The following is a 15,630-nucleotide window of genomic DNA, read 5'->3' as shown; positions in this document are numbered from 1 at the left end:
CATGACCGCTTCGCTGCGGGCCCGCGACATCACGCTGGGCTACGGGGACACCCCGATCATCTCCGACCTCACTCTCGAGGTTCCCGACAACTCGTTCACGATCATCATCGGACCCAACGCGTGCGGCAAGTCGACCCTGCTGCGCGGATTCGCCCGGCTGCTGCGCCCGACCACCGGCGCCGTGCTGCTCGACGGCGACGAACTGCGTTCGCTCAAGCCGAAAGAAGTCGCCCGCAAGCTGGGACTGCTTCCGCAGTCGTCCCTCGCCCCCGACGGCATCACGGTCGCTGATCTCGTCGGGCGCGGACGCTTCCCGCACCAGAGCGCCATGCGCACCTGGAGCAGCGCCGACGAGCGCGCCGTGTCCGAGGCGATGGCCGCGACCGGGGTCACCGATCTGTCGCGGCGCCTGGTCGACGAGCTCTCCGGCGGTCAGCGGCAGCGCGTCTGGGTGGCCATGGCCCTCGCCCAGCAGACCACGCATCTGCTGCTCGACGAACCGACGACATTCCTCGACATCGCGCACCAGATCGACCTGATGGAGCTGTTCGCCGACCTGCACCGCAGCGGCACCACGCTCGTCGCCGTGCTGCACGACCTCAACCATGCGGCCCGTTACGCGACGCACCTCGTGGCGATGCGCGACGGGGCCATCGTGGCGCAGGGCGATCCGCGCGAGATCATCACCGCAGAGCTCGTGCACACCGTGTACGACCTTCCGTGTCGAGTGATCACCGACCCCGTCTCCGGGACGCCGCTGGTGCTCCCGCTCGGTCGGCGGACACCGTGACGCCCACGCCGCGGAGGCTCTTCGGGATCGCGCTGAAGTCGGAGGGGCGTGGCATCGCCCTCGCCGGAGCGACCGCGCTGCTCATCGTGCATGCGCTCGCCGAGGCGACGATCCCCGTCATCATCGGTGCGACGATCGACCGCGCCGTGCTCCCCGCCGACCCCGCAGCACTCGCCCTCTGGCTCGGCGCCCTGGTCGGCACGTTCCTCGTGCTGACGGCGAGTTACCAGTCGGCGTCCCACCTCATGGTGTCGATCTACGGCTACGGCGAGCAGGCGCTGCGCCACCTCACGCTCTCTCGGATGCTGCGCCCCCGGCTCTCTCGCCGCACAGTGGCCCCCGGCGAGGCACTCACCTTCGTCACGTCGGACACCTATCGGGTCGCCGGCGTCGCCTGGTCGGTCGCACAGCAGTGCTCCACGATCGCCGCGATCATCGGAGCCGGTCTCGCGATGCTGGTGATCTCGCCCGTCGCGACGCTCGTCGTATTCGGCTCGACCATCGCGATGATGCTCGTGATGCAGGTCGTGTCGCGCCCGCTGGAACGCCGTGGCCTCGTCGAGCAGCAGGCGGCCACCGAGGCCGGGGCGGTCGCCGCCGACTTCATGAGCGGATTCCGGGTGCTCGTGGGCATCGGCGCCCGCGAGGAGGCCGTGCGCCGCTACATCGCCGCGAGCGACACCTCTCGGCGGGCGGCGACCGCGGCAGGTCGCTCCCTCGCGTCATACGAGGCGGTGAGCGGCACGCTGGCGGCGATCGCGACCACCGCGCTGGCAGGTATGTCGGCCTGGTTCGCCTCCGAGGGCCGCATCAGCATCGGCGAGCTGGTCACGGTGCTCGGGCTCGCTCAGTTCATCAGCGGCTACCTCGCGTATGCGGGCTCCTTCCCCTCGAACTGGATCCACAAGCTCGCCTCGGCCAAGCGACTCGCCGAGGTGATCGACGCCGACGACCTGCTCGATGCGCCCGTCGCGGCGGCCGCCCCGGTACGACCGGCGGAGGACGTCGTCCTGACCTTCCGCGCGGGATCCGCCTCCGCGCCCGTCGAGGTGCGCGAGCGCGAACTGCTCGGCATCCGTCCCGCCGACAGCGACACGGCCCGTGCCCTCTCGCGCCTGCTCGGTCTGCGCACCCGACCCGACCGCGGCCGGGTCGCGCTCGCGATCGACGGTGAATTGCACGATCTGACCGACCTCGACCCGGTCGAGTATCGGCGTCGGGTCGTCGCCCCTCCGCACAGGCAGACGATCGTGAGCGGCTCCCTGCGCGAGGCCGTGCGCGGCCACGGCGTGGAGGACCAGCCGCACGCGCCCTTCATCGAGATGGCGGCGCTGCACGACACCGTGGTGCAGGTCGGAGGGTGGGAGTCACAGGTAGGAGAGGCCGGGCGACGCCTCTCGGGCGGACAGCGCCAGCGCATCGGCATCGCCCGAGCCCTGCACGCGGAGGCCGACGTGCTCGTGCTCGACGAGCCCACCTCGGCCGTCGACGCCATCACCGAGGCGCACATCGCCCGCGCCCTTGCAGAGCACACCGAGACCGTGATCGTGATCACCACCTCTCCGGTGCTGCTCGGGGCGTGCGACCGGGTCGTCGAGCTTCCCTCCGAAGGATCGGATACACGCCATGAGTGACTCGACCTCGACTGGCGCGCTGCTCCCGATCGCCTCCGGCGCTCGGGTGCGGGCCGTCGTGGGTGGGCTGCTGCGGCAGCATCCCGGTCGCACCGCCGCTGTCGCCGCGCTGTTCCTCGCGGCATCCGCTCTCGGGATCGTGATGCCCGCGTGCCTGGGGCGCATCGTCGATGCCGTGTCGTCCGACGCCGGCTTCGCGACCATCGCCGGGTGGGTCGCCGCGGCCGGTCTGGGTGCCATCGGCGCCGCTGTGGTGATGCTGTGGGCCGTGCGCGTGCTCACCGGCTTGGTGCAGGACATGCTCGCGAGCCTGCGTGAAGACGTGTTCGCCTCGGCGATGCGGCTGCCCGTCAGCGCGGTCGACGACGGAGAGAGCGCCGATCTGCTCTCCCGCGTGACCGGCGACGTCGATGCCGTTGCCGAAGCCGGAGGGAACGTCGCTCCGACCCTGCTGTCCGCGGGGTTCGCGATCGGCGTCTCGGTGGTCGCGCTGACCGCTCTGGATCCCTGGCTGGCGCTCGCGGGCCTCGCCTCCGCGCCGTTCTACATCCTCGGTACGCGCGCTTTTCTGCGGAAGTCCCGTGTGGTGTTCCGCGAGGTGCGGGTGCGCGAGGCCGCCCGCAGCCAGGCCGTGCTCGACACGGTGGACGGCATCGAGACCCTCACCGCGTTCAACGAGCAGGAGCCCGCTCTCGAGCGGGTGCGCGAGCGCGCGGTGGCGTCGATCCACATGCAGATCGAGGGCGTGCGGGTGACGAATCGTCTGTTCCGCTGGATCAACGGCGGTGAGCTCGTCGGGCTGGCCGCGATCCTCGGCGCCGGATTCCTTCTGCAGTCCGCCGGCGCTGTCACGGTAGGCGCGGTCACCACTGCTGCGCTGCTGTTCCATCGCCTGTTCGGCCCGGTCGGACAGCTGATCTTCGGACTCGACGACATCCAGCGGGCAGCCATCGGTCTCGCGCGACTCGTCGGAGTCATCGATCTCGCGCCCGCGCCGGCCGCCCAGAGCCCGGAGACGGAAGCTGCACCGCCGGCATCCGCGGGCATCGAGGTGCGGGACGTGACGTTCCACTACCCCACCACCGGCCGGGGGATCAGCGGCGTGAACCTGCGGGTCGACCCCGGCACCACGGCGGCGCTGGTGGGCACCTCGGGGTCGGGCAAGAGCACTCTGGCGCGCGTCATCGCCGGGCATCACCCGCCGACGTCGGGAAGCGTGCACCTGGCGTCCCGCACAGACGCCCCGTACTACCTGTCGCAGGAGCTGCACCACTTCCGGGGCAGCATCGCCGACAACCTGCGCCTCGTCGCCCCCGAAGCGAGCGGCGAGGAGATGGTGGCGGCGCTGCGGGCGGTCGGGGCGCAGTGGGCGGTCGAGGCCTTGATCCGCGAGAGCGAGGGCGCTTCCACAGACACTGTCGCGCCCATGGACGAGGGACGCATCCAACAGCTCGCGGTCGCGCGGGCTTTCCTCGCCGACCCGGATGTGGTGATCCTCGACGAGGCCACCGCCGATGTCGGGCTCCAGCACCGGGACGCCGTGGAAGAGGCGATCGCCGCACTGCGCAAGGGACGGACCGCTCTGCTCATCGCGCACCGGCTGCAGCAGGCCGTCACCGCGGAGCAGATCGTGGTGTTCGCCGATGGCAGGGCGACCCAGCGCGGCACCCATGAGGAGCTCCTCGCGACCGACGGCCCCTACCGCGACTCCTGGCTCGCCCAGACCCGCAGCACATCCACCCGCACCGAGCCATCCCCCACCGACCCATCCCCCACCCAAGAGATTCGCCCTACAGAGACGGAGACTCCGTGAGCATCCACCGCGGCATCGTCAGCAGCACGACCACCCTCACCCCGACCCTGGTCCGCGTCACGCTCGGCGGCGAGGGCGTCGCCGACTTCCTCAGCACCGGTATCGGCGACGAGTACGTGCGGGTGTTCTTCCCGCACGGCGACGACCCGAAGGAGGTGTCGCTGCCGGTGCCGGCGGGCGACTGGTGGGAGACGCCGGAGGGGGCGCCCGAGGCCCCGATGCGCACGTACACCATCAGCGGCGTGCGCCCGGACGCCGGTGAACTCGACATCGACTTCGTGATCCACGAGGCAGGTGTCGCGGGCCCCTGGGCCGCGCGGGCGGAGCCGGGTCACGTGCTCGGGTTCAACTCCCCGACGGGCCTGTACTCGCCGCCGGAGGGCATCACGTGGCAGGTGCTCGTCGCCGACCTCACCGGGCTTCCGGCCGTGGCGCGCATCATCGCCGAGGCTCCGGAGGGCGTGCGCACGCGGGTCGTGCTCGAAGTGCCGAGCGAGGCGGACCGCGTCGCTCTCGAGGTGGGCGCCGACGTCGAGGTCACCTGGGTGGTCGGCGGCAACGGCCACGGTCCCAGTGCGCTCGGTCCGCTCGTGCGCGGCATCGTCGACGACCGGCTCCCGCTCGACAAGGGCTACGTGTGGGTGGCCGGCGAGACCGTGGCGCTGCGCGACGTGCGCAAGTATCTGCGCAAGGAGCTCGGCCTGCCCGCGACCCGGTTCAAGGTCGTCGGCTACTGGACGCCGGTCGCTGCCTGGGACGAGAAGTTCGCCGCCCTGCCCGAGTCGGTGCAGAAGGAGTTGGACGCGATCTGGGCCGAGTCCGAGGGGGATGAGCCGGAGGACGTGCAGGTGCGCTTCGAGGAGAGACTGGACCAGTTGGGGCTGTGAGGCGGATCCTCCCCGGGAACCCCGTCGTGTTCCGGTCGCAGTTCCTGCCGTTCTGCGTGCGTCGAGGCGGCAGCAACTGCGACCGGAACGGGTGAGATGGCTTCAAGTGGACGCGACGGCGGGAGTCGAACCCGCAACGCCTTCAGGTATGAGCTGAGGCCCGGGACCGCCCGGATCGCCGCGATGGGACTGACGTTACCCGGCCGTGATCTTCCCCGCCAGGATGGTTGCCTGGGATAACCCTATGAGTCTGCGGATGACGCCTCTTCGTCACTCGGCGTCATCCGGCTCCGGGGCGTCGAGGGCGCGCAGAAGTCGTGCGACCGCCTCGCGCAGCTCGCTGCGGTGCGGATCCGACAGGGCGACCGTGTACTCGATGCCCTCCGGGATCCAGAGCAGTCCGTACATCGCCTCACGCCAGTCCGACCCGCCGACGGGCCAGCGCGTGTGCTCTTCCCCCACAGCGGTCGCGCCCTGCCACCACGGCCCGAAGCGCTCCTGCATCTCGGCGAGCGGCAGCTCCATCACGGCGGCCGCCTCGACCTTCTGCGGCGACCACGACGAGGCGACGAGCACGCGCTCCTCGATCTCGTCCTCCGTGATCTCGCGACGGGTGAACAGCACACGCGTGTGTTCCACCGCGGCGATGCGGTCGACGCGGAACGTGCGCCAGTCGTCCCGATCGAGGTCCCAGCACAACAGGAACCACTTGCGACCGGCCGGGGCCAGGGCATGCGGCTCGACGCGGCGCACGCTCTCGCGCCCTTCCCCGTCGAGGTACCGCAGGCGCAGCCGCTCGGTGTCGCGGGTGGCGAGCGCGATCTCCCCCAGCACCTCGGGTGAGACCACCGGCCCTTCTCCGATGCGCGGCGCCTGCACCGATGCGGCGAGCGCGTTCACCCGTTGCCGCAGCGCCGACGGGAGCACCTGTTCCAGCTTGGCGAGCGCCGTGAGCGTCACGTCGGGCCCGCCGACCAGCTGCTGCGTGGCGGCGACGCGGAGTCCGATCGCCATGGTCACCGCCTCGTCGTCGTTGAGCAGCAGCGGAGGCACGGCGCTCCCCGCCTCCAACCGGTATCCGCCGGCGGCGCCGGGCGTCGACTCGACCCGATAGCCGAGTTCGCGCAGCCGATCGACGTCGCGGCGCACGGTGCGCTCGGTCACCCCCAGCCGGGTGGCGAGTTCCGTCCCCGGCCAGTGCCGGTGTGTCTGCAGCAGGTTGAGCAGAGCGAGAGCACGGGAGGTGGTGTCGGTCATGCGTCTCAGATTGTCAGAATACGCGGACAGGATCTGTCCGCATTGGTTCTTACGCTCGCTCCCATGAACGAATCCCTCATCGAGACCGAAGGCCTGACCAAGGTCTTCACCGTCAAGAAGACGCCGGTCCACGCCGTGACCGACGTCTCCTTCACCGCCGTGCGCGGAGAGCTTGTCGCCTTCCTCGGTCCCAACGGCGCCGGTAAATCGACGACTCTGCGGATGCTGACCACCCTGATCCCGCCCACCTCCGGCCATGCGCGGGTCGTCGGCCACGACATCCGCTCCGACGCGGCCGGGGTACGCGCACGCATCGGGTATGTCGGTCAGCTCACGAGCGGCAGCTTCTCGCAGCGCGTACGCGACGAGCTGCTCAGCCAGGGCGCCTTCTACGGCATGTCGCGTCGGGACAGCGCCCGGCGAGGGGACGAGCTCATCGACTCCCTCGATCTCACGTCCTTCGCGACCCGCAGTGTGCAGCAGCTCAGCGGCGGACAGAAGCGCCGACTCGACATCGCGCTCGGACTCATGCACGCACCTCCCCTCATCTTCCTCGACGAGCCCTCCACCGGACTCGACCCGCAGAGCCGGGCGAACCTGTGGGAGCACATCCTGGATCTACGCACCCAGCACGGCACGACCGTCTTCCTCACCACGCACTATCTGGAAGAGGCCGACCGCTACGCCGAGCGGGTGATGGTGATGGACAAGGGGCGGATCATCGCCGACGACGATGCCGACTCCCTCAAGGCGACTCTTGCCGGCGACGTGCTGACCTTCGGATTCGCGGATGCCGACGAGGCGGCGAGCGCCCGCGCCGTGGTCGCCGGTCTCAACCCGGCGCCGGTGACCGCGGACGGGGAATCGATCTCCCTCGCCGTGCAGGACGGCGACCGGCTGCTCCCGGTGATCGTGCGCGAACTCGACGCCGCCGGGATCCTGGTCCGTCGGGCCACAGGAGTACCGCCGACGCTCGATGACGTCTTCCTCGCCCTCACCGGCCGCACCCTCCGCGATGCCGGAGAAGGAGAGGATGCCACGGGCGAAGCGTCCGCTCCCGGCACCCCCGAGAACAGCCCCGCCTCCGAGAACCGCACGACAGGAGTCCTCTCATGACCGTCAACGACACCCTCGTGCGCCCGAACCTCGCGCGCGACACCCGGAACGTGCTGACGCGCGAACTCAAGCCCGTGCTCCGCGACCCGTTCACGCTGATCTTCAGCCTGCTGCAGCCGCTCATCTTCCTCGGGCTGTTCGCGCCCCTGCTGATCGGCGACTCGGGTCAACCGGCCGGTGAGACGCTGGCGTGGTTCGTGCCGGGCGTGCTGGTGATGATCGTGCTGTTCGGCACCGGGTCGACCGGGTCGAACCTGCAGTACGAGATGATGACCGGCTCGCACGAGCGCACTCTGGTCGCCCCGCTCGCCCGGTCCTCACTGCTGGTCGGACGCGCCCTCAAGGAGATCGCACCGATCGTCGTGCAGGCTCTGGTGATCGTGCTGATCGCCTGGCCGTTCGGATTCGCGGCCGACATCCCCGGTCTGCTCATCGGCCTGGCACTGCTTGCCGTGTTCGGGGTGGGTCTCGGCTCGCTGTCGTACTCGCTGGCTCTCGCGACGAAGGATCGGGAGTGGCTGTTCTGGGGTGTGCAGCAGTCGCTGATCTTCCCGCTGCTGATCCTGTCGGGGATGCTGCTGCCCCTGGACGCGGCACCCGACTGGATGCGGGTCGTCGCCTCGGTCAACCCGGTCAACTGGGTCGTCCAGGCCGAGCGTGCCCTGTTCGCGGGAGACCTCGGCGATGTCACCGTGTTGTGGGGCTGGGTCTCGGCGCTCGCCGTCGCGGTCGTCGGACTGATCGTCGGAGTGCGCGCGATCCGTCGCAGCAACTGACCGCGCCCGATGGTGCGCCGCTGCGGGCATGCCGAAACCCAGACGCAGTGGCGCATCATCCGCGCGTCGTGGCACGACACCCCGACGGTGGAACGAAGCGTCTGGGTTTCGGCAGCGCCTGAGGACCGCGGCTCAACGGCGCAGGGAGTCGTCGAACGGGTTCGGCTCCAACGTGTAGTCGGTCGACGCGTCCGCCCAGGTTCCCCCGTCGGCGGGCAGTCGGCGTCCGCGCACCGCGGCCAGCGCTCGGGTCGCCGGCGCGCCCATGGCCAGCGCCACCGCACCCCGCACCGTGCGATCCTCTGCGCCGAGCACACTCGCCCGATGCCAGGCCTCGTGCAGTGATCCACCGCGGGCCGACGGCACCCGCCGCGCCGGCAGTGCCCCGGAACGCCGCAGCGCCACGAGCTGCTCGACCCGCTCCCACCACGTCGACTCGCCCTCGGGGTGGAAGTAGTTGTCGCGCAGCCAGTCGGGGTGCGCATGTCGGAAGCGCCCCGCCACGACCTCGCTGCGACCGCCGAGCAGCCCGCTTCCCACGAACACCGTGTTCAGCAGGTTCTTGCTCACCCCGAACGCGTCGAGGGCGATCACGGGCACACCGAGAGCCGTGGCCTCGATGGCGGCGGTGGAGCTCACAGTGACGAGGCCCGCGGCCGTCTCGAGCGCGGTGCTCATCGAGTCGTAGGAGAAGACGAGATTCGGCGGCAGGCGCGACGGCAGCAGCCCCGCATACGGTTCGCGCTCGAGGTGGGTCTCCGACTCCCCGGGCCGCGAACGCAGCTTCACCACCACACGGCGACCCGGCTCGGCCTCGGCCGCCCGCACGAGCATGGCCGCGATCTCGGCCCGCTGGTCTTTCGCGAGCGGAACGAGGGCCTGCGCGGCGAAGACGACGTCGGTCGCCGGTGGCTTGACCGGGGCAGGCCGCGGAGGGCGCTCGGCGACCGCGACGCCACCGCCCCGCGCGGCGAGACCGGCTCGCCGACCCGCCACCGCATCGATGCCGACGCGCTCCGGACGCAGCATGCGCTGCCGCCGCCGGGCGAACGGGAGGGTGGCGAGCGCCACCGGCGTCTGCACCCCGATGCGGCGGCCGAGTTCTTCGAAGGCCCGCACCTCCCTGTGGGAATGCACAACCAGCAGATCGGTGTGGCGGCGATAATCCAGCGCCCCGCGCTGGGCGGGGATCGCCATGCCGGGCAGTCCCGAGACCGTGACCGGTCGATGCTCCAACGCGTCGATCACGCGTCCCATCAGCCGCACGAACGGTCCGCGCCCCGCGAGCAGGACCACGTCGGGGCGCTGTCCGGCCAGCCAGGCCTCCGTCTGCGCGAACCCGATGCGGGTGACGTCATCCGGTCTGAGCGTCGTGCCGGCGAGAGCCGTGCGCTGCTGCTCCGCGCTGGCCGTGAGCGGTGTGCGCACGAGCAGCAGGTGCGGGCGCACACCCGGCACGGAACCGAGAAGGGAGGCGGCCCACTTCACGAACGAGTCGGCATCCGCGATGGCGACGACGCGGATGCCGGTGGCCGCCGTCATGCCGGAACGCGGCGCAGCTTCGCCATCGGCGCGCGCTCACTGTCGAACACCCGCTTGACGCCGTCGCCGGTCGCACGCTCGATCACACGGATGTCGCGTACGAGGTGCTCGAGGCCCGCCGGCTCGAGCGAGGCCGCATGGTCGGATCCCCACATCGTGCGGTCCAGGGTGATGTGGCGCTCGACGGCGACGGCTCCGATGGCCACGGCGGCGAGAGAGATCTGCAGTCCGCGCTCATGACCCGAGTAGCCGACGGGCACGCCGGGATAGCGGTCGCGCAGCGTCGCGATCACCCGCAGGTTCGCCTCTTCCGGCTCCAGCGGGTAGGTCGACGTCGCATGCATGAGGACCACCCGATCGGTGCCGAGCGTGTCGAGCGCCCGGTCGATCTGCTCGATGGTCGACATGCCGGTGGAGAGGATCACGGGCTTGCCGGTCTCCCGCAGCGCGATCAGCAGTTCGGTGTCGGTGAGGCTGGCCGAGGCGACCTTGTGGGCCACCACGTTCAAGTCTTCGAGGAACGCGATGCTGGGAACGTCCCACGGCGAGGCGAACCAGTCCAGGCCGAGCATCGTGGCGTGGTCGCCGATCTCGACGTACTCGTCGCGCCCGAACTCGACACGACGGCGGTAGTCGAGGTAGCTCATCACACCCCAGGGCGTCTCGCGCGGAACGTCGCGCATGTGCTCCGGCGTCGAGATCTCCGGAGTGCGCTTCTGGAACTTCACGGCATCGGCACCGGCTCGGGCCGCGACGTCGATGAGCTTCTTCGCGATGTCGACGTCGCCGTTGTGGTTCAGGCCGATCTCTGCGATGACGTAGGCAGGACGCCCTCCGCCGATCACTCGTGAGCCGATGCTGACAGTCATGATTCCTCCGGTGTTCGAGCGTTGGTGCTACCCCTCCTTCCTGGATACGGGCCGAGGATGAACACCGGGCGACCGCCGGGTTACCGGCATCGGTCAGCTCGACAACACCCGCTCGATCAGCTCCCGCACCGCACCCTCTCCACCTCTGCGACGCAGCACGACACGGGCCTCTTCGATCACCAGCGGATGCGCGTTCGCGACCGCGACCGGCCACCCCACGATCCGCATCGCCGGCAGGTCGTTGACGTCGTTGCCGAGGTAGGCGATGTCGCCGAGAGGCACCTCGTTGTCGCGCGCCCAGTCGCGCAGCGCCTTCTCCTTGTCGTCGATGCCGTGCAGCACGGGGACCCTGAGCTTGTCGGCGCGAGCGCGGACCACCGGATTCACCTCGGTCGACAGGATCAGCAGCGGCACGCCGGCTCGGCGCAGCAGGGCGACGCCCATGCCGTCCTCCCGGCTGACCCGCACCCGTTCACCGCCGTCGGCGTCGATGATCGCGGTGTCGTCGGTGTGCACGCCGTCGAAGTCGGTGACGACCGCGCGGACCGGGATGGGCGTGGGGGCCTCGTGCAGGCGGGCGAGCGCACGGGCGACGCGGAGTTGATCCGCATCGTCGATCTCGATCGCCGTCCACTCCGGCACCGCCGCGATGCGGGTCCTGCCGAAGAAGCGATGCCTGTTCTCGCGGAAGCCCGCGGCCCGGAACACATAGAACGCGCCGGTCTCGAGGTGGTGCGGCTCCCGGTCCTGTCGGCGCGGGCGGTGCGCGGCTTCGTGGTTGATCGCCACCGCCTCGCTCCCCTCCCCTTCCCGCCACAGGAACCCGTAGGTCTCGTGAGCCGAGAAGACGCTGTCGGCGCGGTCGGCACGGATCTCCTCCACGGCGTCAGCGAGCGCATCGCTCGCGATGAACGGCGAGGTCGCCTGCAGGAACGCCACGATGCCGACGGCGTCTCCGTTCGCCTCGAGGTCGTCCAATGCATGCAGGATCGCGCTCTCCGAGGTCGCGGTGTCACCGGAGAGCGCCGCGGGGCGACGGACCACCCGCGCGCCGGCCGACGTCGCCACCGCAGCGATCTCGTCATCGTCTGTCGAGACGACGACCAGATCGATGCCGGGTGCGGCGGCCGCGGCGCGGACCGCACGCTCGACCAGGGGCACACCGCCGACGCGCTGCAGGTTCTTGCGTGGCACCTGTTTCGATCCCCCGCGCGCCGGGATGATCGCCACCGTGAGGGGCTTCCGCTCGTCCATCGTCCACATCCTCGTCGTCGCCATCGTCATCGTCCGCGTAGCGCCCGCCACGCACGCCCTGCCCGCCTCCTGGCCCCGAGGGCGTGAAGGCGCCACTCCTCGATCCTGCCCACTCCCCCGGCAGGACGCAGCGCACGACGCAGGGCGTTCTCCGCCGGTGCACCGGGCAGCCGCAGCTCGGCGAGCCGTCGGGGCGTGAAGTACCGAGCACGCTCGTCGGCGTCGAGGCCACGCAGCAGTTCCTCGGCCCGACCCCGCAGGTGGCCGGCGATCTCCGGCTGCATCGCATAGCCGACCGCGTCGATGAGCAGCTGCAGTCGGGCAGGATCGGCGTAGGGCGAGTCCTCACGCGTGAGGGCGTCGACCAGGGTGACGGGAATCCGGTTGCTGTTCTCGAAAGGCGTCAGGGCGGCCAGCACGGTGTCGTTTCCCGCCGAACCGATCGCCCGGCCGAAGAGCGCATGCACGGTCGGCAGCGCGGTGGAGAACCCGGCGACCACCGCCACCGCGTCCAGTCGCTCGGCGAGCAGTTCCGCGGGGAGGGGGCCGCGATACTCCTCGAAGTCGATGCCGCGACGGGCCGCTGCCCCTTCGACGGCGGCGGTCACCAGCGGCGGAGCGGCCGGATGTGGTTTGAACACGATGCGCCGCGGTCGCCACTGCGCCGCGCGGTCGACCAGGCGCGTCTGCAGATCGATCTCGGCGGCCGCCGTCATCAGCCCGAGCGCCGACAGGTACTGTCCGAGCACGAGCACCGTCGAGCCGGACTCGTCCGGAGGCTCGGTCGAGCCGGCATCCGTCTCGCCCAGGGCGGCGGCGAACACCCGCGGCGGCACCGGCACGACCTGTGCACCAGGTGACCCGACGAGCGGTCGGACCCCCGGTACGACATCGGCGTAGACGACCTGTTCGATGCGTGCGGCGACGGAGTAGGGGATCCGCACCCGCATCGGCGAGTACGTCATCAGACCATCGCCGATGATCGTGATGCGCGCCTGCGGGAACAACGCCATCAGTGTGCGGGCCGGCGCGACCTGCGGACTCTGCACGAACAGTTCGAGATCGTGAGGATCCAGATCCCACGCGCGTGCGAACAGCCGCTCCAGCATCGGCAGGTCGGAATCGGCCGGCTCCCACGAACTCGGATGCATGGGCCCGAGCAGGTCTTCCCACGGCTCGATACGGTCGAACCGCGCACGCAGAGATCCGAGCGCCGGGTCGTGCGCGATCCCGACCACCGTCTCGGGCACTCGAGACGAGGTGAAGGGAACCAGGAGGCGCTCGCCGACGGACGCGTCGAGGAGTCCGGAATCGATCCCGGCGACGGCCGTCGCCAGGCCATAGGCGCTGTGGAGCGCGAAGATCTGCGTCATGCCGCACGCCCTGCCTGTCGGAGGATGCGCGCGAGCACGCGGCGGCGCGGCCCGCCGAGGCGCCCCAGCACCGCAGTCACCTCATCAGTGGGGAGCCGGCGGAGCATGTCGCGGATCCCGGATCGCATCTCCGTGCGCAGCTGTGGGCTCATCCGCCGTGCGCGCACGAGGTGGTGGGAGCTGAGGGCGAGTGCGGTCCAGACGACCTTGGGCAGGAAGCGCTCCGCCTCCGCGTCCTGCTCGACCACTGAGACGACCTCATTCATGGCCCTGGCGAAGTCGAGTTGCCGCCGATCGTGCACCTGCGTCAGCGATGTGGCGACGCCCCGGCGGTAGAGCAGGGCAGGCGCATCGACCACAGCGAACGATCGGGCCTGCAGGTGCAGTCGCCAGATCCAAGGACGGTCCTCCGCTGTGAACAGGCCCTCCGGGAACGCCGCGAGACCGCTGTCGATGATCCGGCGGTGGAAGAGCCCTGCCCAGGCGTAGGGATAGTCGACCATCGTCGACTCGTTCTCGGGCAGGATCGCCTCTCGCGGCGGTGTCACCCGCTCCCGCCACGGGTGCGGTGCGCGGACGAGCGCCCGCTGTCCATCGGTCACCGTGACGTGGTCGGTGCGCACGAAGTCGCAGCCGAGCTCCCGCATACGCGACAGCAGTACCTCGAGCCGCCGCGGCTGCATCCAGTCGTCGCCGTCCAGGAAGCAGAAGGCGTCGCCCTCGACATGCGCGAGGCCTTGATTGCGGGCCGTCGCGAGCCCGCGCGCCGTCGGATTCCGGAGCACCTCGGCGTGATCGAAGCACTGCGCGTACTTCTGCATGAGCTCGCCGGTGTCGTCGCGGGACCCGTCGTCGATGGCCACGAGCTTGACCGCTCCGGCATCGTCGAACTGGCGGGTGAGGGTTTCGAGCGTCGTCCCGATGTACTCGCCGGCGTCTTTCGCGGGCAGGATGACGGTGACGAAGGGTGTGCGCACAGGACTCCCGGAGACGGACGGTGTCCGGGAATGGTGCCAGGCGGTCGTTGCCGGATGGCGACGCGGAGGTGAACGATGGGTGTCCACGGAGACGAGCACTGAGGTGTGGTCCCGCACCCGAACGGAACCACACCTCCCAGTGCATCGCACTGCCGAACGTGACACGTTCGGGATGCAGGATCGCAGATGCGACCCCGCGGGCCACGGGGTCGTCTGACCCCCATCAGACTCCCCCGAGACGTTCTTCGTCGTCGCATTCGTTCCCAGAGACGAAATCGACCTCCGGTAACATAATACATGCCAGCATGATGGAATCTGCGCTCCGCGATGCCGCGCTCTTCGAGGTTCGGTTCGCACCCGCGCGACGCATCGACGACGATGGGAGCATGCTCTGGCCCTTCGGATCGACCTGGCGTCCCGTGCGACAGCGTCGTCGCGACACCGTCGATCTGCGATGGCTCAGCGCGAGGACGTGGACCAGGCGCTGGTACCCGCAGGGCGTCGACGTCGGCGAGTGGCGCGGGCGACGCACCCTGGCCGTGAGCTGGTTCCGTCAGGAGCTCTCCGGGGAGCACCTCGCCTCCCGCGTCACGCTCGTCGATCTGGAGCGCTCGCGCCACATCGACATCCTGCTCGCGGTCACCGATGACGAGGGCGAGCTGCAACCGGCGCGGATCCACGCCGGTGGGCTCGCCTGGTTCGGGGATCGCCTGTTCGCCGCGGCCACAGGACGCGGTGTCTGGGAATTCGACATGTCCGACATCCGTCAGGTGCACGGCGCACTCGCTCAGCGACTGGCCGGGGCACGCCGTCGCAGTGGACGCACGACGGCGCTCATCGCGGTACGCACCCGCGCGCATCCGATCGCGCTGCGCTGTTCGTACCTGGGCCGCGTGTTCGACGACGCTGGCGCGTCGTTGCCGCGAGTGCTCATCGGTGAGCACCGCACGGATGACAGCGGCCGGATCGGCGAGTTCATCGTCCCCGCGAGCGCCGATGACGACTTCGCCGAGGTCGATCGCTTCACCCCGGGCATCCCGCGGATGCAGGGGGCCGTCCGCTGGGGCGATCGGCACTTCGTGTCGCAATCCGACCGTATGCACCCCGGTACGCTCTGGAGCGGCCGGCGCGAGGCGCTCGCTCCGACTCCGGTGCCGTTGCCGGTCGGATGCGAAGACCTCGCCCTCGACCTCGAGGCGGGACTGCTGTGGTCGCTCGGCGAGCACCCGTGGCGGCGCGTGGTGCGCGGCATCCCCTTCCCCCGACTCGGCATCCCCCGCAGCACCGACGACGGGACCGACGACAGCACCCGCGACGGAGGCCGTCCGCAGCGAACGTAGAC

Annotated in this window: 13 protein-coding genes and 1 tRNA gene; 7 read left to right on the top strand and 7 right to left on the bottom strand. The window is 70.4% G+C overall.

Going from position 1 to position 15,630, the window contains the following annotated elements; all coding sequences use genetic code 11:
- Position 1: 1 nt before the first annotated feature.
- From ACLFA2_RS12555 to ACLFA2_RS12540, 4 genes are read left to right on the top strand one after another with little or no spacing between them, the layout of a single operon-like run.
- A complete protein-coding gene (locus ACLFA2_RS12555; protein ID WP_426621412.1) occupies positions 2-790 on the top strand; it encodes an ABC transporter ATP-binding protein in 789 nt (262 codons plus the stop codon).
- The gene (locus tag ACLFA2_RS12550) at positions 787-2,424 is read left to right on the top strand and encodes an ABC transporter transmembrane domain-containing protein (protein WP_426621411.1); all 1,638 of its coding nucleotides are present in this window, start codon (positions 787-789) and stop codon (positions 2,422-2,424) included. The genes ACLFA2_RS12555 and ACLFA2_RS12550 overlap by 4 nt, the downstream gene beginning before the upstream one ends.
- Entirely contained in the window at positions 2,417-4,237 is a 1,821-nt protein-coding gene (locus ACLFA2_RS12545) for an ABC transporter ATP-binding protein (RefSeq protein ID WP_426621410.1), read from the top strand. The genes ACLFA2_RS12550 and ACLFA2_RS12545 overlap by 8 nt, the downstream gene beginning before the upstream one ends.
- Positions 4,234-5,124: a siderophore-interacting protein gene (locus ACLFA2_RS12540; protein ID WP_426621409.1), complete on the top strand. Its 891-nt coding sequence runs from the start codon at positions 4,234-4,236 to the stop codon at positions 5,122-5,124. Before ACLFA2_RS12545 ends, ACLFA2_RS12540 begins: the two co-directional genes overlap by 4 nt.
- A gap of 107 nt (positions 5,125-5,231) precedes the next feature.
- Here ACLFA2_RS12540 and ACLFA2_RS12535 read toward each other — a convergent pair.
- Positions 5,232-5,307 (bottom strand) — tRNA-Met (locus ACLFA2_RS12535).
- An 87-nt stretch (positions 5,308-5,394) separates the two neighbouring features.
- A complete protein-coding gene (locus tag ACLFA2_RS12530; RefSeq protein ID WP_426621408.1) occupies positions 5,395-6,381 on the bottom strand; it encodes a helix-turn-helix transcriptional regulator in 987 nt (328 codons plus the stop codon).
- A 63-nt stretch (positions 6,382-6,444) separates the two neighbouring features.
- Here ACLFA2_RS12530 and ACLFA2_RS12525 point away from each other — a divergent pair, with 63 nt between their 5' ends.
- Together ACLFA2_RS12525 and ACLFA2_RS12520 are read left to right on the top strand one after the other, a co-directional pair.
- Positions 6,445-7,497 (top strand): ATP-binding cassette domain-containing protein, encoded by a 1,053-nt coding sequence (locus ACLFA2_RS12525; RefSeq protein ID WP_426621407.1) that lies wholly within the window; start codon positions 6,445-6,447, stop codon positions 7,495-7,497.
- Entirely contained in the window at positions 7,494-8,273 is a 780-nt protein-coding gene (locus ACLFA2_RS12520; RefSeq protein ID WP_029267438.1) for an ABC transporter permease, read from the top strand. Before ACLFA2_RS12525 ends, ACLFA2_RS12520 begins: the two co-directional genes overlap by 4 nt.
- A 132-nt stretch (positions 8,274-8,405) precedes the next feature.
- Here ACLFA2_RS12520 and ACLFA2_RS12515 read toward each other — a convergent pair whose 3' ends face one another.
- From ACLFA2_RS12515 to ACLFA2_RS12495, 5 genes are all read right to left on the bottom strand, one after another.
- Positions 8,406-9,815 carry a DUF6716 putative glycosyltransferase gene (locus tag ACLFA2_RS12515; protein ID WP_426621406.1) on the bottom strand — a complete coding sequence of 470 codons (1,410 nt, stop codon included), beginning with the start codon at positions 9,813-9,815 and terminating at the stop codon, positions 8,406-8,408.
- Positions 9,812-10,684, bottom strand: coding sequence for an N-acetylneuraminate synthase family protein (locus ACLFA2_RS12510; protein ID WP_426621405.1), 873 nt, complete (start codon positions 10,682-10,684; stop codon positions 9,812-9,814). Before ACLFA2_RS12510 ends, ACLFA2_RS12515 begins: the two co-directional genes overlap by 4 nt.
- A 93-nt stretch (positions 10,685-10,777) precedes the next feature.
- Entirely contained in the window at positions 10,778-11,938 is a 1,161-nt protein-coding gene (locus tag ACLFA2_RS12505) for a cytidylyltransferase domain-containing protein (RefSeq protein WP_426621404.1), read from the bottom strand.
- Between the two features lie 26 nt (positions 11,939-11,964).
- On the bottom strand, positions 11,965-13,311 hold the full coding sequence (locus ACLFA2_RS12500; RefSeq protein WP_029260016.1) for a polysialyltransferase family glycosyltransferase: 1,347 nt from the start codon (positions 13,309-13,311) through the stop codon (positions 11,965-11,967).
- Positions 13,308-14,288, bottom strand: coding sequence for a glycosyltransferase family 2 protein (locus tag ACLFA2_RS12495; protein WP_029267447.1), 981 nt, complete (start codon positions 14,286-14,288; stop codon positions 13,308-13,310). Before ACLFA2_RS12495 ends, ACLFA2_RS12500 begins: the two co-directional genes overlap by 4 nt.
- Positions 14,289-14,593: 305 nt before the next feature.
- Between ACLFA2_RS12495 and ACLFA2_RS12490 the strand changes: the two genes are divergently transcribed.
- Positions 14,594-15,628 (top strand): hypothetical protein, encoded by a 1,035-nt coding sequence (locus tag ACLFA2_RS12490; RefSeq protein WP_426621403.1) that lies wholly within the window; start codon positions 14,594-14,596, stop codon positions 15,626-15,628.
- The last annotated feature ends 2 nt before the right edge of the window (positions 15,629-15,630 follow it).

Origin of the sequence: Microbacterium sp. As-52, assembly GCF_049949185.1 — a bacterium.
Classification (GTDB): Bacteria; Actinomycetota; Actinomycetes; order Actinomycetales; family Microbacteriaceae; genus Microbacterium; species Microbacterium maritypicum_A.
The sequence above is the reverse complement of the archived record's forward strand: the minus strand, read 5'-3'. Positions and strand labels throughout refer to the sequence as shown.

Coding starts and splice junctions, on each gene's coding strand:
- ACLFA2_RS12545 (WP_426621410.1), top strand. CDS start 2,417: ATGAGTGACTCGACCTCGACTGGCGCGCTGCTCCCGATCGCCTCCGGC.
- ACLFA2_RS12520 (WP_029267438.1), top strand. CDS start 7,494: ATGACCGTCAACGACACCCTCGTGCGCCCGAACCTCGCGCGCGACACC.
- ACLFA2_RS12505 (WP_426621404.1), bottom strand. CDS start 11,938: ATGGACGAGCGGAAGCCCCTCACGGTGGCGATCATCCCGGCGCGCGGG.
- ACLFA2_RS12490 (WP_426621403.1), top strand. CDS start 14,594: ATGATGGAATCTGCGCTCCGCGATGCCGCGCTCTTCGAGGTTCGGTTC.
- ACLFA2_RS12515 (WP_426621406.1), bottom strand. CDS start 9,815: ATGACGGCGGCCACCGGCATCCGCGTCGTCGCCATCGCGGATGCCGAC.
- ACLFA2_RS12555 (WP_426621412.1), top strand. CDS start 2: ATGACCGCTTCGCTGCGGGCCCGCGACATCACGCTGGGCTACGGGGAC.
- ACLFA2_RS12510 (WP_426621405.1), bottom strand. CDS start 10,684: ATGACTGTCAGCATCGGCTCACGAGTGATCGGCGGAGGGCGTCCTGCC.
- ACLFA2_RS12530 (WP_426621408.1), bottom strand. CDS start 6,381: ATGACCGACACCACCTCCCGTGCTCTCGCTCTGCTCAACCTGCTGCAG.
- ACLFA2_RS12525 (WP_426621407.1), top strand. CDS start 6,445: ATGAACGAATCCCTCATCGAGACCGAAGGCCTGACCAAGGTCTTCACC.
- ACLFA2_RS12500 (WP_029260016.1), bottom strand. CDS start 13,311: ATGACGCAGATCTTCGCGCTCCACAGCGCCTATGGCCTGGCGACGGCC.